This window comes from Phnomibacter ginsenosidimutans, assembly GCF_009740285.1.
GTDB lineage: Bacteria > Bacteroidota > Bacteroidia > Chitinophagales > Chitinophagaceae > Phnomibacter > Phnomibacter ginsenosidimutans.
The window spans coordinates 553,738-580,558 of the sequence record NZ_CP046566.1; the positions used below are offsets into that span (position 1 = coordinate 553,738).

Annotated in this window: 23 protein-coding genes; 9 read left to right on the top strand and 14 right to left on the bottom strand. The window is 47.8% G+C overall.

The features are described 5' to 3' along the window. The first annotated feature begins 154 nt into the window (after window positions 1-154). Complete coding sequence (locus GLV81_RS02340; protein ID WP_157476513.1) at window positions 155-1,213, top strand: hypothetical protein; 1,059 nt, start codon at window positions 155-157, stop codon at window positions 1,211-1,213. A gap of 323 nt (window positions 1,214-1,536) precedes the next feature. After that, on the top strand, window positions 1,537-1,956 hold the full coding sequence (gene tnpA / locus GLV81_RS02345; protein WP_197428860.1) for an IS200/IS605 family transposase: 420 nt from the start codon (window positions 1,537-1,539) through the stop codon (window positions 1,954-1,956). Between the two features lie 90 nt (window positions 1,957-2,046). Here tnpA and GLV81_RS20990 read toward each other — a convergent pair whose 3' ends face one another. Together GLV81_RS20990 and GLV81_RS02355 are read right to left on the bottom strand one after the other, a co-directional pair. Continuing rightward, a complete protein-coding gene (locus GLV81_RS20990; RefSeq protein ID WP_157476515.1) occupies window positions 2,047-2,451 on the bottom strand; it encodes a TonB-dependent receptor in 405 nt (134 codons plus the stop codon). Further along, the gene (locus GLV81_RS02355; RefSeq protein WP_157476517.1) at window positions 2,444-4,240 is read right to left on the bottom strand and encodes a TonB-dependent receptor family protein; all 1,797 of its coding nucleotides are present in this window, start codon (window positions 4,238-4,240) and stop codon (window positions 2,444-2,446) included. The genes GLV81_RS20990 and GLV81_RS02355 overlap by 8 nt, the downstream gene beginning before the upstream one ends. 219 nt (window positions 4,241-4,459) lie before the next feature. On the opposite strand from GLV81_RS02355, the gene GLV81_RS02360 reads away from it, so the two are divergent. Beyond that, complete coding sequence (locus GLV81_RS02360) at window positions 4,460-5,161, top strand: LolA family protein (protein ID WP_157476519.1); 702 nt, start codon at window positions 4,460-4,462, stop codon at window positions 5,159-5,161. A 2-nt stretch (window positions 5,162-5,163) separates the two neighbouring features. On the opposite strand, the gene GLV81_RS02365 is transcribed toward GLV81_RS02360, so the two are convergent. Further along, on the bottom strand, window positions 5,164-5,520 hold the full coding sequence (locus GLV81_RS02365) for an MGMT family protein (RefSeq protein WP_157476521.1): 357 nt from the start codon (window positions 5,518-5,520) through the stop codon (window positions 5,164-5,166). A 255-nt stretch (window positions 5,521-5,775) separates the two neighbouring features. Between GLV81_RS02365 and GLV81_RS02370 the strand changes: the two genes are divergently transcribed. Next, complete coding sequence (locus tag GLV81_RS02370) at window positions 5,776-6,684, top strand: hypothetical protein (RefSeq protein ID WP_157476523.1); 909 nt, start codon at window positions 5,776-5,778, stop codon at window positions 6,682-6,684. 11 nt (window positions 6,685-6,695) lie between these two features. Here the strand turns inward: GLV81_RS02370 and trmB are convergent, their stop codons facing one another. Further along, window positions 6,696-7,637: a tRNA (guanosine(46)-N7)-methyltransferase TrmB gene (gene trmB, locus GLV81_RS02375; RefSeq protein WP_157476525.1), complete on the bottom strand. Its 942-nt coding sequence runs from the start codon at window positions 7,635-7,637 to the stop codon at window positions 6,696-6,698. Between the two features lie 188 nt (window positions 7,638-7,825). Between trmB and GLV81_RS02380 the strand changes: the two genes are divergently transcribed. Both GLV81_RS02380 and GLV81_RS02385 read left to right on the top strand, forming a co-directional pair. Further along, window positions 7,826-8,314 (top strand): hypothetical protein, encoded by a 489-nt coding sequence (locus tag GLV81_RS02380; RefSeq protein WP_157476527.1) that lies wholly within the window; start codon window positions 7,826-7,828, stop codon window positions 8,312-8,314. A 77-nt stretch (window positions 8,315-8,391) separates the two neighbouring features. Next, entirely contained in the window at window positions 8,392-8,763 is a 372-nt protein-coding gene (locus GLV81_RS02385) for a DUF4870 domain-containing protein (RefSeq protein ID WP_157476529.1), read from the top strand. 2 nt (window positions 8,764-8,765) lie between these two features. Here the strand turns inward: GLV81_RS02385 and GLV81_RS02390 are convergent, their stop codons facing one another. Next, window positions 8,766-9,125: a hypothetical protein gene (locus GLV81_RS02390; RefSeq protein ID WP_197428861.1), complete on the bottom strand. Its 360-nt coding sequence runs from the start codon at window positions 9,123-9,125 to the stop codon at window positions 8,766-8,768. Between the two features lie 289 nt (window positions 9,126-9,414). Then, window positions 9,415-10,317: a M23 family metallopeptidase gene (locus tag GLV81_RS02395; protein WP_246186414.1), complete on the bottom strand. Its 903-nt coding sequence runs from the start codon at window positions 10,315-10,317 to the stop codon at window positions 9,415-9,417. 230 nt (window positions 10,318-10,547) lie between these two features. Here GLV81_RS02395 and alaS point away from each other — a divergent pair, with 230 nt between their 5' ends. From alaS to GLV81_RS21000, 3 genes are read left to right on the top strand one after another with little or no spacing between them, the layout of a single operon-like run. Continuing rightward, window positions 10,548-13,289 carry an alanine--tRNA ligase gene (alaS, locus tag GLV81_RS02400; RefSeq protein ID WP_246186191.1) on the top strand — a complete coding sequence of 914 codons (2,742 nt, stop codon included), beginning with the start codon at window positions 10,548-10,550 and terminating at the stop codon, window positions 13,287-13,289. Then, the gene (locus tag GLV81_RS20995) at window positions 13,289-14,128 is read left to right on the top strand and encodes a M28 family peptidase (protein ID WP_157476535.1); all 840 of its coding nucleotides are present in this window, start codon (window positions 13,289-13,291) and stop codon (window positions 14,126-14,128) included. The genes alaS and GLV81_RS20995 overlap by 1 nt, the downstream gene beginning before the upstream one ends. Continuing rightward, window positions 14,125-14,283, top strand: a complete 159-nt coding sequence (locus GLV81_RS21000; protein ID WP_281350764.1) for a hypothetical protein — start codon at window positions 14,125-14,127, stop codon at window positions 14,281-14,283. The genes GLV81_RS20995 and GLV81_RS21000 overlap by 4 nt, the downstream gene beginning before the upstream one ends. Here GLV81_RS21000 and GLV81_RS02415 read toward each other — a convergent pair. From GLV81_RS02415 to GLV81_RS02445, 8 genes are all read right to left on the bottom strand, one after another. Then, window positions 14,280-15,362: an FN3 associated domain-containing protein gene (locus GLV81_RS02415; RefSeq protein WP_157476539.1), complete on the bottom strand. Its 1,083-nt coding sequence runs from the start codon at window positions 15,360-15,362 to the stop codon at window positions 14,280-14,282. The two genes, GLV81_RS21000 and GLV81_RS02415, sit on opposite strands and share 4 nt — an antisense overlap. Further along, a complete protein-coding gene (locus GLV81_RS02420) occupies window positions 15,359-16,414 on the bottom strand; it encodes a DUF2231 domain-containing protein (RefSeq protein ID WP_157476541.1) in 1,056 nt (351 codons plus the stop codon). Before GLV81_RS02420 ends, GLV81_RS02415 begins: the two co-directional genes overlap by 4 nt. Before the next feature lie 7 nt (window positions 16,415-16,421). Next, the gene (locus tag GLV81_RS02425) at window positions 16,422-17,183 is read right to left on the bottom strand and encodes a chitobiase/beta-hexosaminidase C-terminal domain-containing protein (protein ID WP_157476543.1); all 762 of its coding nucleotides are present in this window, start codon (window positions 17,181-17,183) and stop codon (window positions 16,422-16,424) included. Then, window positions 17,180-18,214: a 6-bladed beta-propeller gene (locus tag GLV81_RS02430; RefSeq protein WP_157476545.1), complete on the bottom strand. Its 1,035-nt coding sequence runs from the start codon at window positions 18,212-18,214 to the stop codon at window positions 17,180-17,182. Before GLV81_RS02430 ends, GLV81_RS02425 begins: the two co-directional genes overlap by 4 nt. Window positions 18,215-18,253: 39 nt before the next feature. After that, window positions 18,254-19,564, bottom strand: coding sequence for a DUF1501 domain-containing protein (locus GLV81_RS02435; protein ID WP_246186192.1), 1,311 nt, complete (start codon window positions 19,562-19,564; stop codon window positions 18,254-18,256). Next, window positions 19,470-19,703, bottom strand: a complete 234-nt coding sequence (locus tag GLV81_RS21650; protein WP_425500008.1) for a twin-arginine translocation signal domain-containing protein — start codon at window positions 19,701-19,703, stop codon at window positions 19,470-19,472. The genes GLV81_RS02435 and GLV81_RS21650 overlap by 95 nt, the downstream gene beginning before the upstream one ends. 6 nt (window positions 19,704-19,709) lie before the next feature. Continuing rightward, window positions 19,710-22,004, bottom strand: coding sequence for a PSD1 and planctomycete cytochrome C domain-containing protein (locus GLV81_RS02440; protein WP_246186193.1), 2,295 nt, complete (start codon window positions 22,002-22,004; stop codon window positions 19,710-19,712). A 181-nt stretch (window positions 22,005-22,185) separates the two neighbouring features. Beyond that, window positions 22,186-26,712: a family 10 glycosylhydrolase gene (locus tag GLV81_RS02445; RefSeq protein ID WP_157476549.1), complete on the bottom strand. Its 4,527-nt coding sequence runs from the start codon at window positions 26,710-26,712 to the stop codon at window positions 22,186-22,188. Between the last annotated feature and the right edge of the window lie 109 nt (window positions 26,713-26,821).

Genomic DNA, 26,821 nt, shown 5'->3' on the forward strand with positions numbered 1-26,821 from the left:
TTTTGAGGATATACAATTTGCGGAGAGAATTGGTTTGAAAATTCTGCCGAAGTACAAAGCATTCCTTGCCTTGTGGAAGAATGAGGCTGCAAACAGCCGCAATTTTGGTACAAGGGTTGCAAAATAGAATGCCCGAAAAAACGTTTACCGTTTCATGCTGTTTCGAATTGTTTTCATGCTGTTTTTTCCATTGGCGTTGGCTGCCCAACCCATCACAGGGGTTTGGCGGGGCAAAGTGCAAAAAGGTCGTACGCCGTTTACCACTACCTACAAGCTGGAAGTAAAAGTGGTGCGGCAGGGCGATAGCCTGACGGGCACCTCGTACTATTATGCCAATGCGCAGCATTATTACCGCTATGCCATCAAAGGATACCTCGACCCACAGGATGCGAGCCTGCACTGGTGGGATGATGTGCTGTTGGAATCGAAGGGGCCCAAAACAAGTTTTAGTGCAGTGAACCAACAGCCGCTGGCCATGCAAACCGATTTTAATTGTCCGGGTTCTGGCATTATGAAACTGGATGGGGTGGCCGAAACCAAAAACGGTGACGGGCTGGAAGTGCATTTGGATAAAATGGAAGCGCCATTGTTTGCAGATGGCTGGGATGAACTGCTGGCCAACTGGTGGTATGGTGGTGCCGACCCCGACTTAATAGCCGCTGCCGATACCGAACAACGCCAACCGAAACCAACGCCGCCAGCAACAACCGAACCCGTAATCGTTCAAACCAAACCCGCTCCTCAACCTCAATCTCAACCCCAACCCGCCACACCAGTTGTGGTAGCCGCTCCGCCGGTAGCGGAAAAGCCCCAGCCACCAACACCTGTGGTAGTGGCGCCGCCGCCCATCCAAACCATTCAGCAAAAATTTGATAGCCGCCAAAGGATTGTACAAACTACTTTGCCCTTAGCCGGCGATAGTGTGGAGTTGCAATTTTTCGACAATGCCGAAATTGATGGCGATAGCATTTCCTTGTTTCTCAATGGCCGCTTGTTGTTTGAGCATGTACGGTTGAGTGCACTGCCTTTTGTAATTAAACTTGCCGTGCAAGATGTACCTGCCGATGCAGAGCTGAGCATGGTAGCCGAAAACCTTGGCGCTATTCCGCCGAATACCTCTTTTATGATGGCCTATATTAATGGACAACGCTACACTGCCCGGTTGGAAAGCACAGAAAAAACCACCGCGGTCATCAGGTTTAGAAGGGAGTGATGCAACAAGCGAAGGTTTGATTTCATGTATCGCTCCTCCGGAGCTCTGTGTTGTTGGTACTTAGGTGCTATTAAGCTTTGGCTCCTCCGGAGCCGTTGGTGCGAGTGTCAACTATTCAATGTTTGCCCAATCCGACCTGTTTGTACAAATAGTGAAGTTACAAAGCTCCGTAGGAGCTGTACCATAATAGCATGGTGACGAATGATATTTGCTGAGCTCCGTAGGAGCGATACGAATACTCGCAGTCTATCGCTGAAATCAATGCCTGATAAAAATGTTTTGCGTAACATTAGATATGGTTTTTTCAACACAACACACATCATATGCCAAACACCTACACAAAAATCTATATCCACGTAGTATTTGCCGTACAAGGAAGACAAAACTTGTTACAGGTGCAATGGCGTAGTCAACTATACAAGTATATCTGTGGCATCGTAAACGGAAAAAAACAAAAAGTGTATGCTATCGGCGGTGTAGCCGATCACATACACATCTTGCTTAGCATTAAGCCTGATATAGCATTATCAGATTTGATAAGGGATATCAAAACATCCTCCGCCAAATGGATCAATGATCAAAAATTGATTGCCGGAAAGTTTCATTGGCAGGAAGGTTTTGGGGCGTTTTCATCAACGCAAATCTCAGTTGGATTCAATCATTCAATACATCCATCAGCAAGAAAAACATCATCAAAAACAGTCTTTCAAACAAGAGTATCAGGGGTTGTTGCAAAAATTTGAGATTGAGTATAAGGATGAATATTTATTCAATTGGATAGACTGATGATGTTGAATGCTAATCGTGGTATTCGTTTGCCCAAATCTACATGCTTATAGCACTATGTCTACACCTGCGGTAACCATTCGGCCTATGCCTACCCGAATGCCTTCGGGGCGACGGCTGGCAATGTAACGTTCGTTGCTCAGGTTTTTGGCGCTGATATTGAAGCTGATTTTTTTGTTGGGAAGGGTGTAGAATGCTGTGGCATCAATTAGTAAGCGACTGTCGAGCAAACCTGTTCTGCCATTGGCACTGGCTTCTACAGTGTTCAACTCATCGGCAAATTGATCGGCTACATAATTGCTGAACAAACGCATGCCCAACCCTTGTTTGCTTTCAATGGCCAATGTGCCGTTCCATATCCATTCGGGGGCATAGGGCAGTTTGTTGCCCGCTACATTTACAAGTTCTGTTCCTTTATTGAGGAAGCGATCTTCATTGTAGCGGCTATTCACGTATGTCAGATTGTTGTTGAGTAAAACGGCCCATTTTTTTCATGCCCAGTGTTTTGCTGATATCCCATTGTACACCCAGCTCTACACCTTTGTGGCGGGTAGCTCCACCATTGGCCAAGCCTGTAGCGTTGGCATTGCCGCTGCTTACACTGGTGGGTATAATCTGGTTTTGAAAATCCATCATGAATGCGGTGAGTTCGCCGCTGATGATATTGCCAATAGCAAAGCGGGTGCCCAGTTCATAGTTCCAGCTGTTTTCTGCATCAAGGTCGAGGGTAACGCCTGTTGGGGTAATGGCATCTTTGGTGCGGGGTGGTGCATAGCCTTTGTGTACGCCACCAAAAAAGGTGAATTGCTCACTGGCTTCATACGAAAATCCTGCACCGGGAATGAGGGCTACAATGTTGCGGCTGGCCAGTACGTTGGTATCACGCACTACATTGCTAACGCTATTTACTGTAAACCTTCCACGAAGTATGCGGCGGCTATAATCGAACTGCTCTGCACGTACACCGGCATTGAGGCGGAGCTTTTTATTCAGTTGCCATTCTTCTTGCACAAATGCACTGAGGGCTAGGCCGCTGCGAATTTCATTGTCGCGGATATTACCAGCTGTGGCATCAGCTTTGGCGCCAATTACAAATTGCTCATTGGCTTTTTCATACAGTGCCCGTGCACCGAGTTTCAACTGGTGTTCACCATTGCCCAGTTTGCCTTTGATAGTGAGTCGGGGTTCTACACCCATTACTTCAAACTGGCGGTTGCGGTGGCCATTGCTGTTGAGCATAAATATGGCACCGTTGCTTATAGTCGTGTCGCCCCAAACTACGCCGGTTTGGTTGGCAGCAGTACGGCTGTAGCTAAAATCCTGTCGTTGCCAGTTTCTGGTGATGCTATACGCAAATGCAGTGGTTTGCAGTTGGATATTATTGGTAAAACGATAGTTGTGTGTAGCGCTAATGTTGTAGCGGCGAACGGGCAAACGGTCATGTGGAGCAATGCGTACAAAATCGTCGGCACCAGCTTTCAACCACATGGGAGTAGTAATGCCGATGTAGGTGCTATTACTGAGCTCATCATATAGGCCCAGTTTAAAACCAATGCTGCTTTTATCATTGAGCCTGATTTTGAGTTTGGCACTCAGGTCGTTGATGTGAAACCAGGTAGGTCCCATGTTGTTGGCCTGCTTGCGCAAAAAGCTAACAATAAAACCCGTGTTGCCCACGGTATTGCCATAACTGGCATAGCCGCTGAAAAACCCGTTTTCACCACCCCGAAGCCTCACTTCAGTAGTGGCGGAGTCGGGAGGATTAGCAGTGATAAAATTGACCACACCACCGATGGTTTGCGGGCCAAACAATACCTGGCCACTGCCTTTCAGCACTTCAATGCTGCGTACTTTATCGATGACGGGGGTAAAATACATTTCGGGTTCGCCATAGGGGTTGAGGGCAACGGGGATGCCATCTTCCAGCATGAGCACACTGCGACTACGGTCGGGGTCGAGGCCACGGATGCCGATGTTGATGCGAAGGCCGGCGCCTTCTTCATCGGTTATGTTGATGCCGGGCACCCGACGCACAATATCATTGCCGCTGATGGGCTGAAGTGTTTGTATGTCTTTGAATTTGAGTACTGAAACCGAGCCGGGCACCTTGGCCAGCAGGCGGTCTTTATAACCAACGATGGTTACCTGTGGCATGTCTTCTTTGCCGTTAAGGGTGTCTTGTTGTGGCTGTGCCAAAGCAACTGCAGGCAGCAGCAGCGTCAGGAGGAATATTTTGTACATGTATCGTCAAATTGCGGGGCAAAACTCATCCGCTTCTATCAGTAAGTGCATCGCAATCGGGAACAACGGATTACGGAATCAGGAAAAGGGAGCGGATGATTGGGCTTTTGGCAAACGCTAAATGTTTGTTTATAACCATAACGAATGAACAGAAGAAACTTACAATGTGTTATACGTTTCAAATCCTTTGCAACCATTTCTTTCACCGACATTCGCTACATGAAATTTCGTTCTGTATTTGTTTTTGCAATCGCAATCCTCTGTCTTTCGCAGGCTGTGCAGGCCCAAGATGCCACCGCCCTGATACTTAAACTGAAAGCCAAACTGGAAAAAGTAAACGACTACAGCGCTACCGGAAGGCTGCGAACAGATGTGGCGTTTTTAAAAGTGCCGGTGGCCAAAGTGAATGTGTATTTTAAAAAACCCAACCGCTTTCGTATTTCCAAAGAAAAGGGCATTAGTATTTTGCCCAAAGGCGGCGTAAGTGTGAACATGCAAAATGTACTCAACGATAAAAACTTTGTAGCGCTGGATGCCGGTACCGCTACCCTGCAAGGCCAAACCGTGAGGGTGGTAAAAGTGCTGCCGGCAGACAATAACAGCGATGTGGTACTAACGACTTTGTACATTGATGAAGCCAACTTGCTCATCAAAAAATCAACGACTACCACTAAAGAAAATGGCACTTATGATGTAGAATTGTTTTATGGCAAATGGACAGCGTATGCCTTGCCGGATAAAACTGTATTCAGCTTTAATACCAAAGACTACAAACTGCCCAAGGGTGTAACTTTGGAGTTTGACGATGGCGAAAAGCCCGATACCAACAAGCTGAAAAACAAGAAGGGCTATGTTGAATTGACCTACGACAACTATGTCATCAACAAAGGGGTGCCGGATACTTTTTTCTCAGGTAAATAGCGTTATAAATCCAGCTCAATAGCCGGGTCCCAAAAGCGTTGGGCAAAATCGGCGACTACATCTTCTTTTACTGCTACGCCATCTTTTTTCAATAATTCTTCCATGCGGGTGGGCGTGCCAAAATGCATTTTGCCACTAAGCATGCCCATGCGGTTGACTACACGTTGCGCAGGCACATCGGGCAGTACATGAGCGGCATTCATGGCCCAGCCTACCATACGGGCACTCATGCCACTGCCCAGGTATTTGGCTATGGCTCCATAGGTGGTAACCCGGCCTTTTGGTACCTGCCGCACTACATCCCATACGTTTTCAAAAAAGCTGTGGCTGCTATTGGTGGTGCTGCTCCGTTTTTTCATTCTACTAAATTAGGGCAACTCAACAAGCATCCGTTGCATGAAGGCTACAACTGTAGTGGGTAATAGGGTTGCTGTGCAACAGCTTGTATTGAGTTGGGGCGATTTCGGAGTATAGCTCTTGCAATATTTATTGCACAAATAAATGTAGGTGAGTATATTTATTTACGCAAACAACCTTGTCGCATAAACGCATTCGTGTTGTATTTTTCAATAACTGCTGTTTGATTCGGGTAGCTGCGTTTAAACCTTACATAAATGAAAATTCGTACATCACTCTTTGCTGCCGTTATGCTGGCATTCCTGGCACTCACTTCCTGCCAAAAAGAAATTTCGTTTGAAGTGAATGGCAATCCCAATGTTGATACCTCGGGTACTGGCGGTGGTACAGGAGGCTTTAATGGTGATTTGCTCACCAGGTCAGACATGAGCTCTGTACCTGCTTCTAACTCCAACAAGGCTTCTGCATTTTATGACTTTGATGGAAGCAAACGATTGATTCAGATAAAAACGACAGGTACCTTAAATGGTATACCTGCCTATGCTTACAAGTATTACCATCGGGATGCGGAAGGCTTGATTACGTTGATTCGTATTAATGATGGCGATTCGCCTGATGATTCCACTTTTGTAAAAGTGTTTCGCAACGCTAGCAAGCAGGTGAAATATTTGTTGGTGTATGACGACCCGGCAATGATTGACCCAAACGATAGTATTGCTGTGTCGTATGCAGGCTCTTTGCTCAAAGAAAGAGCGTGTTATTCTTATCTGCTGGGTACTCCTGATAACCCGGAGCCATTATGGAAAGAAGTAGCTACCTGGAGCAATAACGCTATCAGTAAAATGATTATCTCTATTAATTGGGACGATGCTACTCAACAATGGAAACAACAAGCACAGCTGAACTATGAATACGACAACAAAAAGCAGCCCTATGATCGTACTATGGATGATGTGCTCTGTGATCATGAAATGCTGGAAGGCGGATACAGTGTCAATAATTTAGTGAAAGCTACGTTGCAACAGCAGGTTGGCTTCCCAACGGTGCCTTATATAAACTTCACTATGAAGTATGGAACCAACAACCGACCCACCGAGCACACGTTGTTGTTTACCCCGCCGGGCATTGATGCAGCTACTGTAAAAACATTATACTTCTATCAATAAGCGGGAAAGCACTAAACCGGCTTATCAGTTCGGGTGTCAGACTTCGCAGCCTGTTGTTGTAACAAATGGCTTTTGCGGGGCTCGGGCACCCGAACGTATGCATAGGGGCAATGCCGGCAGCCATTGCCACAGCACACCCCACGTTCGAGGTGGTATTTTTCTGTCAACACCATGTACCCTTCGGGGCTGTAATAGTAATCTTCGCCCTCTTTCAGTTGCACTTTCATAAATCTGCTGCCGATGCTTGTGTTCCCTGCTCCAGCTCCCACACCCGCTTGTTTAAATGCTTCGTCTTTCGCTGCATCTATTACATCGGGCAGTTGAAACCGCAGGTAAAAAATCCGACCACTTTGTGCAATGTCGAGGCCCTCGTAATGGGTTTGAATAGTCAACAACTCCGGCTCGGTGGCTTCGCCATACACGTTGGTGTAATTTGTAACCAAGCTGCAGCCATAATGTTCAATCACCAGCAGGGTAAAGGCATGCAGCACCGGCGAATCGGTTTTGAGATTGATACAGGCGCCGGGCTGCAGAAAACGCTGGTAGCGACGCAAAAAGTTGGGATGTGTCAGTCGCTTACGGGCATGGCCGGTCCGCAGCTGCGGGTCGGGGAAGGTGAGCCAGATTTCGGCAACCTCGCCGGGGGCAAAATACTGATCGATGCGGTCGATTTGGGTACGCATAAAACCTACATTGCCCAAACCCATGGCCAGGGCCCGCTTGGCACCAATGAAAATGCGGTTGCCTTTTACATCTACACCCAGAAAATTTCTTTTCGGAAACATTTGGCCCAAACCAACGGCGTATTCGCCTTTGCCACAGGCCAGCTCCAATGTGAGTGGCTGTGCGCTGGCAAAAAAGCTGCCCCAGGTACCCGGCATGTTTTCGGGGTACTCCAGCACATTGGAAAACGATTTGATAGCTGCGAAGCGGATGAGTTTCTTTTGGCCCATAAGGCGGCAAAGTTAGGGGGAGGAGGTTGGTTGATTTGAAAGTTGACGGGTTCACGGGTTGACGAGTTCACAAGTTGCAAGGTTCACAAGTTTACATTACTCACCCCCTAATTCCTAACTCCTAATCCCTAATTCCCCATTAACTAGTCAACTAGTCAACCAATCAACTAATCAACTAATTTGCCTCCATGCTCAAACCTGCTTCACTTGCCGAACTGAAAGCCGAACTGCAAACACTGCCGCAAGAAGAGTTGCTGGCACTGTGCCTGCGGCTGGCCCGTTTTAAGCAAGACAACAAAGAACTACTGAGCTACCTGCTGTTTGATGCGGCCGATGCCGATGGCTACACCGCACAGGTACAGCAGGCCATCAGCGAGGGCTTTGCACAGATAAATACCAGCACTGTATTTTTTGCCAAAAAAAGCATCCGCAAAATATTACGGCAGGTAAATAAAGTGGCCCGCTATGCCGCCAATAAAGAAATGGAAGTGGCGCTGCATTTACATTTTTTGCAAGAGCTATTGCAGCTGCCGCACCACATTACGCATTCAACTGTGGTAGATAAAATGGCCCATACCCAACATCAAAAAATCAGCAAACTCATCAAAGGCATGCACGAAGATTTGCAGTACGATTACAAGCGAAGGCTGCAGCTCATTATGGAAACATATGTGTAAAAAAGCGAAACAGTTTTTGTACTTCCATCACGTTTTGTGATGCTGCTTCGTTATCTTGATTCCCAAATATTTTCAAGATGGCACAGTCATTCGATCCTCAGGATATTTTGAACCGCGACGAAACTTTTGCAACACCGCCCACCAGCGATGAACGTACCATGGCCATTTTGTGTCATGTGCTTTCCTTATTCTTCTGGATAGTACCCGCCTTGATTATTTACCTCATCAAAAAAGATGAATCTCCCTATGTAGCCGCACATGCCAAGGAGTCGCTCAATTTTCAAATTACCATGACGATTGTTGCTATCGGGTTATTCATCAGCATCATTGGTATTTTACTGCTATGGTTAGTAGGCATTCTTTCGTTGGTGCTGGTAATAGTAGCTACTGTAAAAGCGTCGGAAAATAAACTGTATCGCTACCCGCTCACCTGGCGTTTGATTAAGTAAGCTCAGCGTAAAAATATTTTCGCTCTTACTTTAAAAGCCGGCGTTTCATAATCCAAACGGTCGGCAATGATGGCTTTTATTTCGGGCACAATTTCGGGGTAGTGTTGGCTCAGGTTATGCAGCACCGTCAGCGCAAATGCTTTGATGGCGGGCTTTTCCTGCAGGTTTTCTATGTAGCGAAAACAACGGTCCATTACTTCGCCATGCAATGGTTCTGGTATGGGTACAAACTGTAATAGTCGCACAATGTTTCGGGTAATACCGTTGTGTATGTTGGGTTGATGCAACAGGTGTATCAATGCCGGTAAATGCGGAATAGCCAATTGCGGATGTGCTTCGGCCACATAGCTCATGGGCCACATAGCTCATGGGCCACGCTGCACGGCGGGCCATGCGTTCGTCTTTGCCTGTTACTATCTCAATCAACTGCGTAAATCTGCCTGCGTTGTCGCCTACCCATAGTTGTACTTTCTCCACCTGTGTTTTGTGGTTGTCTTCGAGCAGTAAGGAGTGGAGAGACATGGTTGGAAAGTTGGCAGGTTGGAAGGTTAGTAGGTTGGAAAGTTGAAGACAAGTAATCAACAAGGAACGAGAAAGATGGGAAACTTGTTAACTTTTCAACCCGTCAACTCGTCAACCCCGGGCACCGGGTTAATCAAAACTCTGGTTCCTCGTAGCCGCCAGTTGCAACAAGCGGTTGTATTGTTCCGGTGTCAGGTCGTTGTAAAAAAAGTAAATGGGATCGATTTTGGTGCCGCCTTTGATGACTTCGTAATGCAGGTGCGGACCGGTGCTTTTGCCCGTACTACCCACCCAGCCAATCACTTCGCCCCGCTTTACGGTTTGCCCTGCTCTGGCTTTGATGCGCACCATGTGGCCATACAAGGTTTCATAGCCAAAGCCGTGGTCTATTACCACGTGGTTGCCGTAGCCACCGGTGTTGAAGTTGGCTTCTTTTACCCGGCCATCGGCAGTAGCATAAATAGGCGTACCGGTAGGGGCCGTAAAGTCGAGGCCGGCATGCATTTTCGGCACTTTATAAATGGGATCGATGCGGTAGCCGAAACCACTGGCTACCCGCTCCAGGTCTTTGTTGGCCACAGGCTGTATGGCAGGGATGGCGGCCAGCAGGTCTTCCTTACGTTCAATCATTTTTTCGATGCTGCCAAATGAGGTTTGCTGCGCATTCATGCGGTTGAAGAGGCGCTGCAATTGTGCGGCCATGTCGGTAATCAGCTGGTCTTGCCCCATGCTGCTCACTTTTTTGAGCTCCGCTATTTCTTCCAGCATTTTGGCCCGGGCACTGTCGGGTATGGGCTTCGATTCAAAAATGGAGCGGTACACATTATTGTCCCGCTTTTCCAACGTGGCCAGCCGTTGTTCCAGTTCTTCAATTTGTTTATCCAGCACTTTGTAGCCGTAGCGCAGGTTGGCATTTTCCTGCATCAGGGTACGTTCGTTGGCACTCGGAAAATACCGCTGGCCAATCAGCACAATAATAAAGGAGGTGGTAAGTGCTGCCGCAATGAACCCGAATATCCGCAGCAGTTTCACCCGCAAGGGGGTCACCAGCTTTTCGTAGCGGAGCGTATGCGTGTTATAGAAGTACTTGATCTTTTCACTGGTTCTTATGGCGTTGTCGTCATCTTTTCCGGCAGGGAAAAATGACCATCATCACGGCTGCTAATCTTTTACCTTTGCGCACCTTGCCAGGCAAAGCAGTCAAAAATAGCCTTTAGGAGTCTGTTTTGACCATTTTCTTACGCCGACGGCAAAATATTGAAATGACCAAAGTATCTACCAGCATGACCGCAGCTCAAATACGCCAGCAGTTTCTCGATTTCTTTGCTTCTAAGCAGCACAGCATTGTACCCAGTGCCCCCATTGTGGTAAAAAATGATCCTACCCTCATGTTTACCAATGCGGGTATGAACCAGTTCAAAGATTATTTTTTGGGCAACCAAACGCCTGCCAGCAAGCGGGTGGCCGATACCCAAAAATGCCTGCGGGTAAGCGGCAAACACAACGACCTGGAAGAAGTGGGTGTAGATACCTACCACCACACCATGTTTGAAATGCTGGGCAACTGGAGCTTTGGCGATTATTTTAAAACAGAAGCCATTTCGTGGAGCTGGGAACTGCTCACCGGCGTGTACCAAATTCCTAAAGACCGGTTGTACGTCACCGTGTTTGAAGGCGATGAAAAAGAAGGCCTGCCGAAAGACGAAGAAGCTGCTACTGAATGGGCCAAATGGATTGACCCCAACCGCATTTTGCTGGGCAATAAAAAAGACAACTTTTGGGAAATGGGCGACACAGGCCCCTGCGGCCCCTGTACCGAAATACATGTAGACTGCCGCCCCGATGCAGAACGGGCTGCCGTAGATGGCAAAACCCTGGTGAACAACGACCACCCACAGGTGATTGAAATCTGGAACAACGTATTCATGCAGTTTAACCGCCTGAAAGACGGTAGCCTGCAGCCACTGCCTGCCAAGCACGTAGATACCGGCATGGGCCTGGAACGCCTGGTGCGGGTACTGCAGGGCAAAACCAGCAACTACGATACCGATTTGTTTACCGGCACCATTGCAGCGGTAGAAAACATTACCGGTGCCCAATACGATTTCAGCGATAGCAAGCAGGCCGTGGCCTTCCGGGTGTTGGCCGATCATATTCGTGCCATCAGCTTTACCATTGCCGATGGTCAGCTGCCCAGCAATACCGGTGCCGGTTATGTTATCCGTCGCATTTTGCGTCGTGCCGTTCGCTACTACTATTCTTACCTCGGCTACAAGCAGCCGCTGCTGCATCAATTGGTGCCCGTGCTGGCGGCACAATTTGAGCATGTGTTTCCAGAACTGAAAAAGCAGGAAACTTTTGTAGGTAAAGTAGTACTGGAGGAAGAAGAAGCATTTTTGAGAACTCTTGAAAAGGGCCTTAAGAAACTAGATTCAATTTTTGAGAATTTGAGACAGATGAGAAGGGAACATGTTCCTTTTTTTCCTCAACATGAAATTTATTCTGATAATCCTAATCGAGTGCTTTCTGAATCAGAAAAAACAGAATACCCTTTCACATTTAGTGGAAAAGAAGCATTTGAATTATATGATACTTATGGGTTCCCATTAGATCTTACACAATTAATCTTAGCACAGAATTCAATTGGATTCAAGTTTACAATTGATGAGAATGAGTTCAACTCTGAGATGGAAAAGCAGAAAAACCGTAGCCGTGCTGCCACTACTTTAGATACGGGCGACTGGCAAATTGTGAACGAAACAGCTGGCCTCGGCTTTGTAGGCTACGCCGATTTAAACGTGGGCACCCATGTACAAAAGTTTCGGAAAGTAAGTGCCAAGGGTAAAGACCAATACCAGTTGGTACTGGCCAGCACTCCTTTTTATGCCGAAAGTGGTGGCCAGGTAGGCGATACCGGTGAGTTGCATTTTGGTGATGAAATCATTCAGGTGCTCAACACCAAAAAAGAAAATGACCTTATTGTACATTTTGTAGACAGCCTGCCTGCTGATATAAGCGGCGATGTAAGGGCTGTAGTACATGCCGAACGTCGGTTGAATACCATGTACAACCACACGGCTACGCACTTGCTGCATGCAGCATTGCGTCAGGTGTTGGGTACGCATGTGGCACAAAAAGGCTCGTTGGTGAATGATGAATACCTGCGTTTCGACTTCTCGCATTTCAGCAAAATGACCGATGAAGAAATACGCAGTGTAGAAAAAATAGTGAATGATAAAATCCGTGAAAACATTCCTGTTGTCATCGAATCGTTGCCCAAAGAAGAAGCGCTGACACGTGGTGCCATGGCCCTCTTTGGCGAAAAGTATGGCGATGTGGTACGGGTGGTGACTATTGATCCCAACTACTCGGTAGAGCTGTGTGGCGGTACGCATGTAATGCATACCGGCATGATTGGTTTGTTTGCCCTCGCCAGCGAATCGGCGGTGGCTGCGGGTGTGCGTCGTATTGAAGCATACACCGGTCCTACAGCTTTCCGTTATTTCTCCGAAAGGCTCTTAAATATCAAAGGCATCGGCAGTTTGCTGAAGGCAAAAGATCCTATCAAAGCCGTAGACAAACTGCTCACCGAAAACGCACAGCTGAAAAAGCACATCGAAATGCTGGAAGCCCGCCAACTGGTGGCGGTGCGCAATGAGCTCTTGCAAAAAGATGAAATCATCAACGGCATCAACTTCATAGGCGACATTGTAGAAGTAGGCAACGCTGATGCATTGAAGAAGCTCTGCTTCGACCTGAAAAATCACCTCAACGATTTTGTAGTTGTGCTGGCGGCCAATATTGACGGCAAGCCGTTTGTGGCTGTGAGCATTGCCGACAATGTGGTAGCTGCAAAAGGATTGGATGCTGGTGCCATCATTAAACAACACCTGGCGCCCATCATTAAAGGTGGCGGCGGCGGTCAAAAAAATCTGGCTACAGCGGGTGGGCAAGATGCTTCTAATTTGGCACAGGCTATAGCTGTGGTAAAAGGGTTGCTGTAATGCAAAGACCGTTATGGCTCATAGCCGTTGTGTTGCTGTTGTCGAAGATTAGTAAGGCACAGTTGCCGCTGCAGGTTATTCAGGCAGATACCCTGCGGCACTATGTACAGGCGCTTAGCCATGATAGTGCCATGGGCCGGTATACAACAAGTGCCGGTGCACATATGGCGGCCAACTGGATTGCTGCACAATTTGCGAATATTGGTTTGTCAACCATCAATGGAAATGATGGGTACATGCAAGCCTATTTACAACGCAACGGCTTTGCGCAGGTGATGGGCTTGAATGTAATGGGTGTCATTGACGGCAATGGAAAATCAAACCGCATAGTCATTATTTGTGCGCATTACGACCATGTAGGAACGCATACGCAAAATGCAGCATTGAATCATCAGTTGGAACAGGAAGGTTTTCCTTCGCTCAAAGTAGATAGTATTTACAATGGGGCCAACGACAACGCTTCTGGGGTAGCTGCTATGCTCATGTTGGCAAAGTATTTTCGTAGGTTACCACCGCCCGATTACAGCATGTTGTTTGTGGCATTTAGTGGGGAAGAATTGGGGTTGCTTGGTTCGACTGCATTGGCCAGTCAGCTGGATGCAAACAGAATACAACAAGTCATTAATCTGGAAATGCTGGGCAGGGCAAGGGGCTCCCGCCCCGACCAGCAATTGCCGTTCGTTACATATGGAGTGCATGACGATTGGGTAATTGATTCACTCAATAAGCACTATCGGCAATTGTCAGGTACAAATAGCGATCCGATTATTTTTTGTTCGATGATTTTAAAATGCAGCAACTCTACAAACGCAGCGACAACTTTCCATTCAGTGAATTGAAAATTCCGGCGAACACCATTATGCTGGGTACTGATAAAGACAAATACTATCATCATCCAGATGATGAATGGCAAACCCTTGATTACAACCTCATGGAAAAAGTGGTGCGGGCTATTGCAATGGCCATTACACCCTTCATGCGTATTGGCCATTAGTTGATAAAGCACTCATCCACAAAAAACCAGCCTTTATCTCCCTTGCCTCTGTGCCAGGCGGGTAGTTTACTAACTGGTACTGCTACCAGTTTCAGGTATTGCACGGTTTGTGTTTGAAACTTCAATTCAAATGCTTCGAGGTAGGAAGGGATTTCTTTAGACGGTTGCGTTGGCACGAATGTTTGCAATAGTTTCAGCTGTTGCGGATGGTTGCCACCCCACACTTCAATACGCATGGCTGGCATAATGTAGCTGGCAATGTCAATCATCGAACTTACTGTTACGCTGCTCACCGGTTGTGGTTTCGAAAATGTAAGCAGTGTTTGCATGGCATTTTCTTTGTAGCCCAGCCACTTGCCACTCCTGAAGTTTTTATCGGCTTTTACATTGTCGATGATGGTGCCGGCGCCATTGCCTTTATACGACACATCGGGTGGCAGCAATGCAATAGCGGTATCGGGCTGGTATTTGTTTTTGTAAAAAAAGAGGGATGATACATCGCTGCTCATCCAGCCTGCTTTAAAGGCTTTTGCTTTCATCAATCCCTGTTCGTGAATCATTGTACCCGCTTTGTATTCAGGCGAACGAATACTATCTGGTTCGCTGCCATCGAGTGTGTAGCGAATGCTGACACCGGGCAGAAAATGTTTTAGCCGCAACTCAATTGGTCCGGTCATTACTTGTGCTTCATTGTCAATAATGGGGGCATTCAATTTCATTTGAATGGTATCGCCATTAAAACCCCACTGAATGCGGGTTTTGCCCAACGCTTGTTGCACAGCAGCTTGAGCAGTAGCAGGCACTTGGGTTTGCCAGGCATACACCGTGGAAAGGGCAGGCCAACTACTCAATTGGCGCAGTGCTGTTTCCGTCACTTTCGTTCCCGAAATACTCAACTGTTGCAATTGAGTGAGTTTACTGAGTTGTGCCAAATCTTTATCTGTAATATCTGTAAATGACAAGTTGAGTTTGCGCAAATTCGGAAAGTCTGCCACTAAGTGGAGGTCTTCATCCGTTACGGGCATCTTGTTCAGGTTGAGCGACACAATTTGTGTGTTCACTTTTCCCAGCTCTTTCAACTGCTTTGATTGAAAGAGTGATTGCCATAAAATTCCACAGCCAATGCCGGGCTGTTGAGTGCCAATACATACACGCTTCTATTGGCCGTATTGAGTTGGCGAATGTCGTTAGCATCAGCTGCTTCGAAATCATAACTGACATTGCTCAATTGCGAAAAACGTTGTGTCGCCATCTTGCGCAGTGTGTCGTTTTCCGCCAACGCCAGCACAGGTTGTTGAAAAGATGCACCTTTCGCCAGCCATTGTTCGATGACAAAACTTTCCTCTGCAGTCAATTGTGGTTTACCAGCAGGCGGCATGTGTTTTTTATCTTGCAGCGGCAGGTGAATTCTATCCATCATCAATCCGTAGCCCGGTATTTGCAGGTTCCACAGGGTGCCACTTTTGCCGCCCTTGCGCAGTGCCGCTTCCGATGTCATCAGCAGTTCGCCTTTTGCTTTGTCTTCATTGTGGCAGCTCATGCACTTGGCTTCCAAAATAGGTTGCACCATGTCCTGAAAAACAAGGGCATCTTCGAGTAATACAACGGGTTTAGCTTGCTGCAGTTGAATGGGAGCCAGCAAAAAATCATCTCCATGTGTAATATTGGCTCCCTGATGCCCGGCTATGGCAATGCCTACAAGGCTCAGTAAGCCGAATGCACTGCTTGTGGCAGCGTTGTTGTTGCGTTCTGCAATGAATGCCCAAACTAACATGCACCATGCTACGGCAATACCACTCCACTTGTGCCAGCGCATTTGGTCGCCATCATAGCCTTCTTCTAAACTGAGCAACAAACCTGACAAGGCTGTTAACGCAGCCAGACAAGCCGCCGCACTCAGCCATGTGTTGAATTGTGACCATTGCCATTTTTTGAGAAATGCTTTTACTACTGCAAACAGTGCCACGATTAACACCAATGTAATGGGTAAATGCAGGAGCAATGGGTGCATGCGGCCGCCTACTTGCAACCATGATGGAATGTGCAGCCGTTGCTCAAACAGTAGCAAAAACGCCAGCAATGCATTACAGCCAATGGCGATGTTCAATAATTTGTTGTCAATCGATTTCACAAGGCTATCAATAGAGTTTTATTTCGTCAATAAAGAACCAGGCTTTTTGTCCTTTGCCATCGTGCCACTCAGGCAGCTGCTGCAATGGATAAATAACAATGCGTAGTTGTTGCTGCAAAGCTGTTGGTAACGCTACTTCAATGCCTTCTGCAACAGCGGTTTTTTGTTGTTCTACTGCAAATGTTTTTTCTGCAATGCATTGTTGCTGTTGGTTGTAAATGCGGATTTTCTCCGGGGTAAAAATCCATGCGGGTTGATTGAAAAGTACATGCAACATCACGGTTGATAGTTGTTGCGGTGATGACAGCGATACTTCCACGACAACACTATCGCTGTTGTAACCGAGCCAGCTACCATTGCTGTGATTGCTGCCGCCACTCAAGTTGTCAGTCAGCAACTGGGGTAGACCATTGTATTTTTCGTTGGGCATACTCGTAGTAATGCTGCTGATGCGATACCCTGTTGGATAAAAGGTTTGTGTTACGGTGGCCGAAGGTTTATAGCCTTTGGCAAAAGCTTTCGCTTTCACCACGGTCTTGTGTTGATGCAGCACAATTGGCGACCGATACTTATTAGATTTTTCATTGGGCTCATCACCATTCAGGGTGTAACGAATGCTTGCTCCTTGCATGTCAAATGCCATGCTCACTTTGGTTTCGTTTTCTATAAAAATACTTTGGTAGCGAAGTAGTGGTGCTGCCAGTTCGTAAGGCTGCGCCAGACCAGCTATGCTGCATAGGATGCCTATGATGATGAGACTTGCTTTCATGCTACCGGCTCCAGTTTATAAGGATACACTTTGCCACTGTTCCATTGTGCTACATACAGGCAGCCGTCATCATCTATGCACACATCATGCGGATAGCTGAACGCTTTTACTGTTTGGTACATTTCCTGCAAGCGTCCATCTTGATACACAGGTGTATTGCCTGCCAAATTGCTCACCACTTTATGCTGTGCATCTAGTATGGTGACAAAGCCACTTTGCTGCCACAGGCGGCTACTGCTTTGTAGTACGGCGGCATACAAATAATCGTCTTTGATAACAGGTCGGCACACCCATGCTCCTGGCAGTTCAATCGTGCCGATATACTCTCCTTGCAGACTATATCTTTTAAAGGCATTCTGCTCTCTGGACGTTACAATGAGTTCTGGTGTTTTGTGGCGAAGGTCTACACAAATGCCATGTGCGTTACGCAGGTATTTGGCTTCGGGGCCTCTGCCACCAAAGTGTCGGATGTAATTCCCTTTGTAATCATACTGTATCACAAAGTCTTTGCCATAACCATCTACTACGTAAATGTCTCCGTTGGGAGCAATGGCCGTTTCTGTGGGAATGAATTCTTCCGCCTTGTTGTACTCACCAGTCATGGTAGGATAGTTCAACGTCATCAGCACTTTGCCCTGCATCGTAGTTTTAATTACCTGGTGCCGGTTGTTGTCGCAGATAAACAGCACATCTTCTCCGCCTTCATTAAAAATGCTCAGGCCATGTGCCCCGGGGTATTCTGTGCCCCAGCTCTCGAGTATCTTTCCGCTTTTGTCGTACAGCAACACGTTGTTGCGGGTTTCATTGGTGAGTAATACAATGCGGCCTTTGCTGTCTTGCAGCATTTCATGGCAATCGGTTACCGGATAGCGACTCACATCTGCCTGACTCCATTGCCGGTTGAGGCGGTAGCGTTTGTTGCCGTGTCCAAAAACAATTTCCTGCGGTGCCACGGCTTTTGCCAAACCAGCAAGCAACAAAGTGCCGCCGGCCGTCAATAGCGATTGCTCTATGAATTGTCTTCTTTTCAAATGCTTGAAGTTTGCTGAATAAAAGTCACGTGTTGATATTTACGCAATCAGTCCGTTCACTACTTTACCTGCTACATCGGTGAGGCGATATCTTCTGCCGAGATGTTTAAAAGTGAGTTGCTCGTGGTTCAATCCCATCAAGTGCAGTATTGTAGCATGAAAGTCGTGCACATGCACGGGGTCTTTGGTAATGTTGTAGCCAAACTCATCAGTTTCGCCATACACACCGGGCTTTACACCGCCACCGGCCATCCAAATGGTAAAGCAACGCGGATGATGATCACGGCCGTAATTCTCTTTCGTGAGCGGCCCCTGGCAATAGGCAGTGCGACCAAATTCGCCACCCCATATTACGAGAGTTTCATCCAAAAGACCTCGTTGTTTCAAATCTGTAATCAGTGCTGCTGTTGGTTGATCGGTATCGAGGCATTGGCCTTCAATTTCCAACGGCAGGTTGTTGTGGCCGTCCCATCCCTGATGATACAACTGCACAAATCTGACACCGTTTTCGCTTAGCTTTCTGGCCAGCAAACAGTTGGCTGCATAGGTGCCGGGCACTAAACATTCTGGGCCGTACAGCTTTACAATGTCTTCGGGTTCGCGGCTTACATCCATCAGTTCAGGTACCGCCGTTTGCATACGAAAAGCCATTTCATATTGCTGTATTCTCGCCCTTATTTCGGGGTCGCCGGTTTCGGCAAAACCCAATTCATTCAGCGATGCCAACTGATCCAGCATGCTGCGCCGGTCAGTCTTATCAATGCCCTCAGGATTATTGAGATAGAGTACCGGATTTTCGCCACTGCTAAACTGTACGCCCTGGTGCATGCTGTCGAGAAAACCATTTGTCCAGAGTTTGGAATACACACCCTGTCCGTTGCCTTTTCCTTTGGATAGCAACACTGTAAATGCAGGTAGGTTTTGGTTTTCGCTGCCGAGGCCATAGCTCAGCCAGGCACCCATGCTGGGCCTGTTGCCCACCTGCGCCCCTGTTTGAAAAAAGGTCAACGCGGGGTCGTGATTAATGGCTTCGGTATGAATGGTTTTGATGATGCACAAATCATCAACTACTTTGGCGGTATGCGGCAGCAGTTCACTAATCCAAGCCCGGTGCTGCCCGTATTGATTGAATTGAAATTTAGTACCGGCTAAAGGGAAACTTGTTTGACTAGCCGTCATGCCGGTTAGGCGCTGCCCACCACGAATGCTGGCTGGCAAATCCTGCCCAAACATTTGTTGTAGCGTTGGCTTGTAGTCAAACAAATCGAGCTGCGACGGCGCACCATTTTGAAACAGGTAAATGATGCGTTTGGCCTTGGGGGCAAAATGCGGTAAGCCCAATTGACTCACCTCTGTTGCATTGCTTGCTACTGAATAAATCGGGAATGAGCAAAGAACCCAATGCCGCACTGCCAACGCCAATGCTGAGGCGGCTCAAAAATTTGCGCCGGTTTAAATTGAGTCCGTATTCAACTGCTTCTTTTTCCATGCGGCATTATTTTGTAATGGCTTCTTCCATGTTGTACATGGTGCTGCAGAGTTTCATCCATGCAGCCAGTTCTAGCTTGTTGGCATTGGCGGGCAATGGATATTCTCCCTGTGCCAATGTTTTATCGGCGTTCAATTGTTTGCTGGTATATGCTTTGCGCTGTGCCTGCAAATAGGCCTGCAAAATGTCCATTTCTTTAGCGGATGGCTTGCGGCAAATGATGTGCTGAAAGGCTATACTGATGCGGCTTTCGTCAGTTCCTTTACCAGCCAGCAGCTGTTGTGCCAATACTCTTGATGCTTCCAGACTGGTAGGGTCATTCAGCATCACCAATGCTTGCAGCGGTGTGCCGGTCTTCAATCTTTTTACTTCACATTGGTCGCGGTTGCTGGCATCAAAAATGGCCATGGATGGCGGTGGTACAGTAAGCTTGATAAAAGTGTACATGCCCCTCCGGTACAAGCTGCTGCCTTTGTCTTGTTTATAAGTAGCCAGTTCGCCTCTGCCGGACGATGCTGTTTCCCAAATGCCTTTCGGCTGGTAGGGCTTTACGCTGGGTCCGCCGATTTCAGGATTCAGTAATCCACTGCTGGCCATCAGCATGTCTTTAATGAATTCTGCCTTGAGCCGGATGCGTGGCGAACGGGAGAGATAAATGTTTTCAGGATCTTTTTCCAATTGTGTTTTGCTCACTTTGTTGCTTTGGCGATAGGTGGCACTCATCACTATTTGCTTTACCAATCGTTTGATGTTCCAGCCGTTTTCCATGAAGTCAACTGCCAGCCAATCGAGCAGTTGCGGATGCGAAGGCAGTTCGCCTTGCATACCAAAATCGCCGCTGGTTTTTACAATGCCTCTGCCAAAAAACTCCTGCCACACCTGATTCACAAACACTCTTGCTGTAAGTGGGTTGCGCCTGTCCACCGTCCATTTGGCAAGACCAATACGGTTGCGGGGAAAGCTGTTGACATCGTATTTCATCACCGCTGGCAATGCTTCCGGTTCGGCGACTGTACTAGTCGGGAGGTTGTATACTCCACGATTGAGTACATAGGTTTTGCGGGTGCTGTCTCTTTCGCCGAGTACAGAAACCGTAAGCATGTTGGTATCCTTTTGGTTGATGAAGGACAGAATATTTTTCACATCTTCCTTGCGAATGGGCATCACCGGATTTTTTGCCGGTTTGGAAATGGATACATCGCCTTCGTACCCTACTTCATACGTGTTGTTGAAAAACGCAAACATGCTGAAGTAATCTTTTTGTGAAAAGGGATCGTATTTATGATCATGGCATTGGGCACATTCTACGGTGAGGCCCAGCATGCCTTTGCTGTATGTTTTTACTTTATCAATCAAATATTCTACGCGGTATTCTTCATCAATCACACCACCTTCTTCAGTGTACTTATGATTGCGGAAAAATGCAGTGGCCAATTGCATTTCCTTGTTGGCATTGGGCAGCATATCGCCGGCTATTTGCCAGGTAATAAACTGATTGTACGGCATGTTTTGATTGAACGCATGTATCACCCAATCCCGCCAGGGCCATTGGGTACGAATGTTGTCATCCTGATAACCGTAGCTATCGGCATAGCGGCCAACATCCAGCCAATGCAAGGCCATCTTTTCGCCATACTGCGGCGATGCCAGCAGTTGATCTACCATTTTTTCATAAGCAGCATCACTGTGGTCTTTGTCGAAAGCTTCCATTTGCGCCATACTTGGCGGCAAACCTGTGAGGTCGAAACTCAGCCGTTTCAATAATTTGGCAGGTTCTTCTTCTTCGTTGTGGTCGAGGCCTTGCTTTGCCATTGCTGCCGCTACAAATTGATCAATGGGCTGCTTGTTCCATTCTTCATCTTTCACTATTGGCGGCTTTGCTTTTACGGGTGCTACAAATGCCCAATGCGGTTCGTATTTCGCACCTTGTGCAATCCATTTTTCAAACAAGGCTACTTCTGCTTTCGACATCATGCCGAGGTGTGCATCTGGTGGCGGCATCATTTCTGTGCTGTCGGTGCTCCGGATGCGGCGTATCAATTCGCTGAGTTCCGGCTTGCCCGGTACAATGGCAAATTTGCCTTTGCTTTCTTTCAAAGGAGCATACGCAGCACTGGCAATATCGAGGCGCAAACCCGCTTCCAGCTTGGCTGTATCGGGGCCATGACATTTAAAACATTTGTCGCTGAGCAAGGGCCTGATGTGAAAATTATAACTTACTTCTTCAGGTAAGTTTTCCTGCGATTGCTGTGTGCAGCTATGCAACAGCAGCAAAGAGCCGGCAAGGCTGAATGCAAGCAAAATCCAGTGTTGCCTCATAAAGTGGTGTCAATCGTTGAGGCATAATATTACAGAAATATGTTTAATGCCTGTGCTTTGCTGAACCGATGATTGTATAATGATTCAACACGTGCTAACTGTACCAAAGCAAACGGGCCTGTTACTTGTACAGACCCGTTGATTAATAAATTATTTACGCAATTTATTGTATGCCTACTTGTATGTTGTAACCTGGTGTTACTTGCAGGGTAGCGCCATAGCGCAACAGGATGCTTCTTGCGGCAGCACCTGAAGCATTCACCACCGGGAAGACCGTAATGTTCGCCGGTACAATCACATCCACAGTCGCATCGGGCACGGCTGCACAACTCCAGTTGGCGGCATTGTGCCAGTTTTGATTACTGCTGCCTGTCCAGTTGGTGCCGAATGTAACAGTGTACACCGGCCCTGCGTCAGTGCTATTGGCTACAGCCCGCAGTTGCAAGCCATACATGCTGGCTGGCAATTGATTCAATTGCAGGCTGGCATTTTGTGTGCCGGTAAATGTGGCATTGTCGGTGAGTGATTGCCAGCTACTGCCTGTCCATTGCTGCCATTGGTATGTACTGCCCATCACCAACGCAGGCAGCGTTGTGCTGGCATTGGGGCAAAGCACGACATTATTAAAACTGCTGAGGGTAGCATCGCTTTCGTTGTTGTTGTCATCCAATGCAGATACGGCGTACAACGCATAGCCCGCATTGGGCAGGTACAATTTATTGCTGCTCACAATGCTCACCACTCTGGCGCCATCCTGTTTCATTTGCGATAAGTCGCCTTGGTTGTCGTAGCGATACACCACATATTTTACAGCGGTATCGCCATCGGCAGCTACCATTGGTTTTTGCCAACGCAAAGTGTCGCCATCGAACATTACTTGTGTCGGCGCATTCGGACATACCGCATCTTTCCACGCAAATGCCGGTGCATAAGAAGGATAACGGAATGCAGAGTTACGCAGTTCTGTTTTGATGTTTTTGCTGTTGTTTTTCAGCTGTGCTGCTCTGAACATGATGTTGCCAAAAACCTGCGGCCGGTTGTTGTCTCTCGTCAAATTGATTTGCGACAATATTTCGGCAGCAGCCCAGTTGCTGGCATCATCCATGCGGTACAAAGCAAGGCCAGGGTAAATGTGGCGGCCATACTCCTGACCACGGTCGTTCCACCATTTGCTGAGTTTGTCAAAGTCTTGTGCACCGGTAATTTTCCAGTATAACTGCGGCGCCAGATAATCTACTTTACCTGCTTGCAGCCATGCAATGGGGTCGCAATAATGTGCACTGTAAGAGGATGTGCCAGTAATGCCGGCAGGAGTGCCGCTTTTCCAAATGCCAAACGGACTCACACCAAACACCACATTTTTTTGCATGGCGGCATTGATGCTTTGCAAGGTGTCATACACCATTGCAATGAGGGTGTTCACGTTGTTGCGGCGCCAGGCAGCAGTATCGGTAAAGCCCAGCGGATTGTTGTTGGCAAACGTGCCCAAATCTTGCGAAGCCATGCCGCTGTAGGGATAGAAATAATCATCGAAGTGAATGCCGTCAACATCGTAGCGGCTGGCAATGTCGCCAATCACATTCACAATGTGCTGCCGCACTCCAGGCAAACCCGGGTCGAGCATGGTGAGTGTGCCCGATGTAAATGTCCATTCAGGATGTTGCACGGCCACGTGGTTGGATGCCAATGTTGGAGTGCTTTGCTTGGCCCGGTAGGGGTTGAGCCATGCATGCAAATCCATACCCCGCTCATGTGCCGCGGCTACTGCAAAAGCCAGCGGATCCCACATGGGTGAAGGTGCTGTACCCTGTGCACCAGTAAGCCAGTAGCTCCATGGTTCAATGTTCGAAGCATACAGGGCATCAGACTCTGGCCGTACTTGTAAAAACACGGAGTTGATGCCGGCAGCTTTCAAAGAGTCGAGCAACTCCAGCAACGTACTTTGCTGTTGTGCAGTACTCAGGCTGCGGGAAGATGGCCAGTCGAGATTGGAAACGGTTGAGACCCATGCGCCACGCAAATCACGGAGCGGATAACGGTCGTCTTTTTCGGCAGGCGTTGCTTCGCAGGCTACCGTTTCTTGCACGGCTATGTTTACTGTAGCAGTATTAGAAAAATAGCCATCGGTAGAAGCTACCTTGTAGGTAAAGGCATCTGCGCCTGTAAAGCCATTGTTGGGTTGATAACGAATACTGCCATCCGACAGTGCGGTTGCTGTACCATTGCCTGCCGCTGCTACAATCGTCACAGTATTGGTATTGATGCTGCCGCCATTGGGCAAATCGTTTTGCAATACATGAATTCTTTTTGTGCTACCTGCCGAAGTGGTAGCGGCATCGTTTACTGCTACTGGTGGTGCGGGCAAAACAGAATCGCCAAAATACGGCAGCAGTTTGTTCATAAACAAACTCATGTCAATATCAGTAGCAGTTTCAAGTGTATAGGAAATATATACTATGGCACCGGGTGTAGTGCCGCTGCCAAATGTGCCGCTGTAGGCTACCCCGCCTTTGGCGCCAGCTATGGCGTAATCAAATACATTGCTACTACCCCCTGCAGCAGCAATGTTGTCTGGAAAATCTTCGAGGTAAACTACACCAAACGGAATACTGATGCCTTCGAATGCTGTACCGGCAATACCAGTGGCGGGTGTGTACGTAGATGCGCCATCACCAACATAAGAAGCCTTGAGGTAATTCGTCATAAAGGCAAGGTCGTAACCAGCGGCAGCGCTGCGACCAATGTTGTAGGCAATTTCTGAACCAGAGAGCAACAGTTTTCCGCCATTGTTCAGGTAATTGGAAATGGCTGTTTTTTCTGCTGCAGAAAATACCACGTTGGCGCTACTCTCATCGCCCATAAACCATATCACAATGTTGTATTGCTGCAGGTTGATACTGCCGTCTTCAATGCGTTCATTGGCCACCGTGCTGATTTCTACATTGCCCCTGTCTCGCAAGGCTTTCATATAGCGGGCCGCAAAGTTGTGCGTACTGCTTTTGTATGATCCGTTGGAGCGGTCGAAGGCATCTACAATCAATATTTTGGGGCCGGTGGTATTCCACGACCGGGAGTATACATCACTTGCCGGACTTTCCACCGGCGACAGTGCCCCATTGCTGACCACTGCTGTGAGTTTGAAATGATAGACCGGCTCGTTGGGCACCACTACAAATTGTGATGGTTGTAAGGTGATGCTGGTGGTAGCTGCGGTAAGTGTTTGTTCATTGGCGGCCAGTACCCAATTGCTCATGTCATCGCTGCTGGCGTAGTACAAGCGATAGCCCAGCAAATTGGTTTCGAGGTTGGCTTTCCAGGTAGCGGTTACTGCGGTGCTGCCACTGGTGGCTTGTATGCTGTACAAGGTTGGCGTAGCCACGCTGGGTATGGCGCCAGCTACGTTGGCGAGGAAATTGTCCCAGCGCAACTGAGTCATATTGGGGCAGTCGGTGGCCCGTACATCGCTGTGGCCATAAATGCCTTTGTCGCCATTGGCGGAGCGGCGGGTTTTCGGAATGCCGTTTCTGGTACATACATCGGCGCAAAGCTTACCCGCTTCAGTAAGCATGGGCTGGCTATCCCACATACTCAGGTTGGTTACGAGTACTTCATGCTCTACACCAATACCTTGGTCGTTGTATTCGGTTACGCCCTGGCTCCAGGCTCGTTTGGCTTCATCTACCACCTGGGTTATTTGCCCATCACTGTTGCGTACTACATAGTGAGCACTCACTTGTGAGGTACAGTTTTTAAACCAGCTGATGGCGCCTTCATAAGTACCCGTTGCGATATAGTGTACAAAATAATAGTTGATGCCTGCACCCACGGGGCGGCTATTGAAGTTGCAAGTGGTGAGGTTGTAAATGGCGGCAGTATAATCGGGCGTTCCATTACCCAATACAGCAATATTTCCCATGCTTTCAATGCTGGGAATACTTACTGTTTCATCGGGAGAAAGTGCAATAATTTCACCCCAAATGCTGATGGTTTTGCTGCCTTGTTGCATTACCCCGAACACCCTTTTTGCAAGACTGTACCGCATGTCGGCGTCGGTAAGGCCGGTGAGTTGTGCTACGGCCGCAAACCAATCTTCGTAACTGTTGCCGCTGCTACCGCTCTGTTTTTTATACAAAGCCAACAGCACAGCTGCTGCCCGTATGTTTTGCCGGGCTTCGTTTTTAATCGCATCGTTGGAAATGCCCATCAGGCTTGCAGATTTTGTTATTTGCGTCACGTTGCCCTGCTCTATCAGGCCCATCATGCCCCAAGATCCATACATGCTTTCACCCACCTGTGCCCAGTTGCTTTGCACCTGTGCATAGGCACGAAGAATGGCTACAGGTACGCCAAATTCCTGCGCCGCTTCACGGAAATATTTTTCCATGACGACTACGGAAGGATGGGGGCGATTGAGCATGTCTACCAGCTGTGCTGTATGGTCGGGGTGGCCATGATCATCGTCTTCCATGGCAATGCCTTCGAATTGTTTGCCGGCACTCATGAGGTAGTTGCTGAAATCACGTTGCAGCCACACATCGCCGTTGGATTGCAGCACACGACGAACTGGTGTTTGAATGTACTTCCGCTCCAGCTGCTTGAGTGAGCTGTCGGTAGGCAATGGCTTTTTGGTGATTTGTGCATGACTGCCAACAGCCAGCAAAAGGAAGCTGCCAGCCAACAAAAGGGGCATGCTACGGCGAAAAGAAAGTTGGAATTTCAAGCTTCAGGCAAGTTTTGGTAAGTGTGAAGGATGATTTTGCCAGCCCAAAATACTAGAAATCGGCACTTAAACCAGCAAA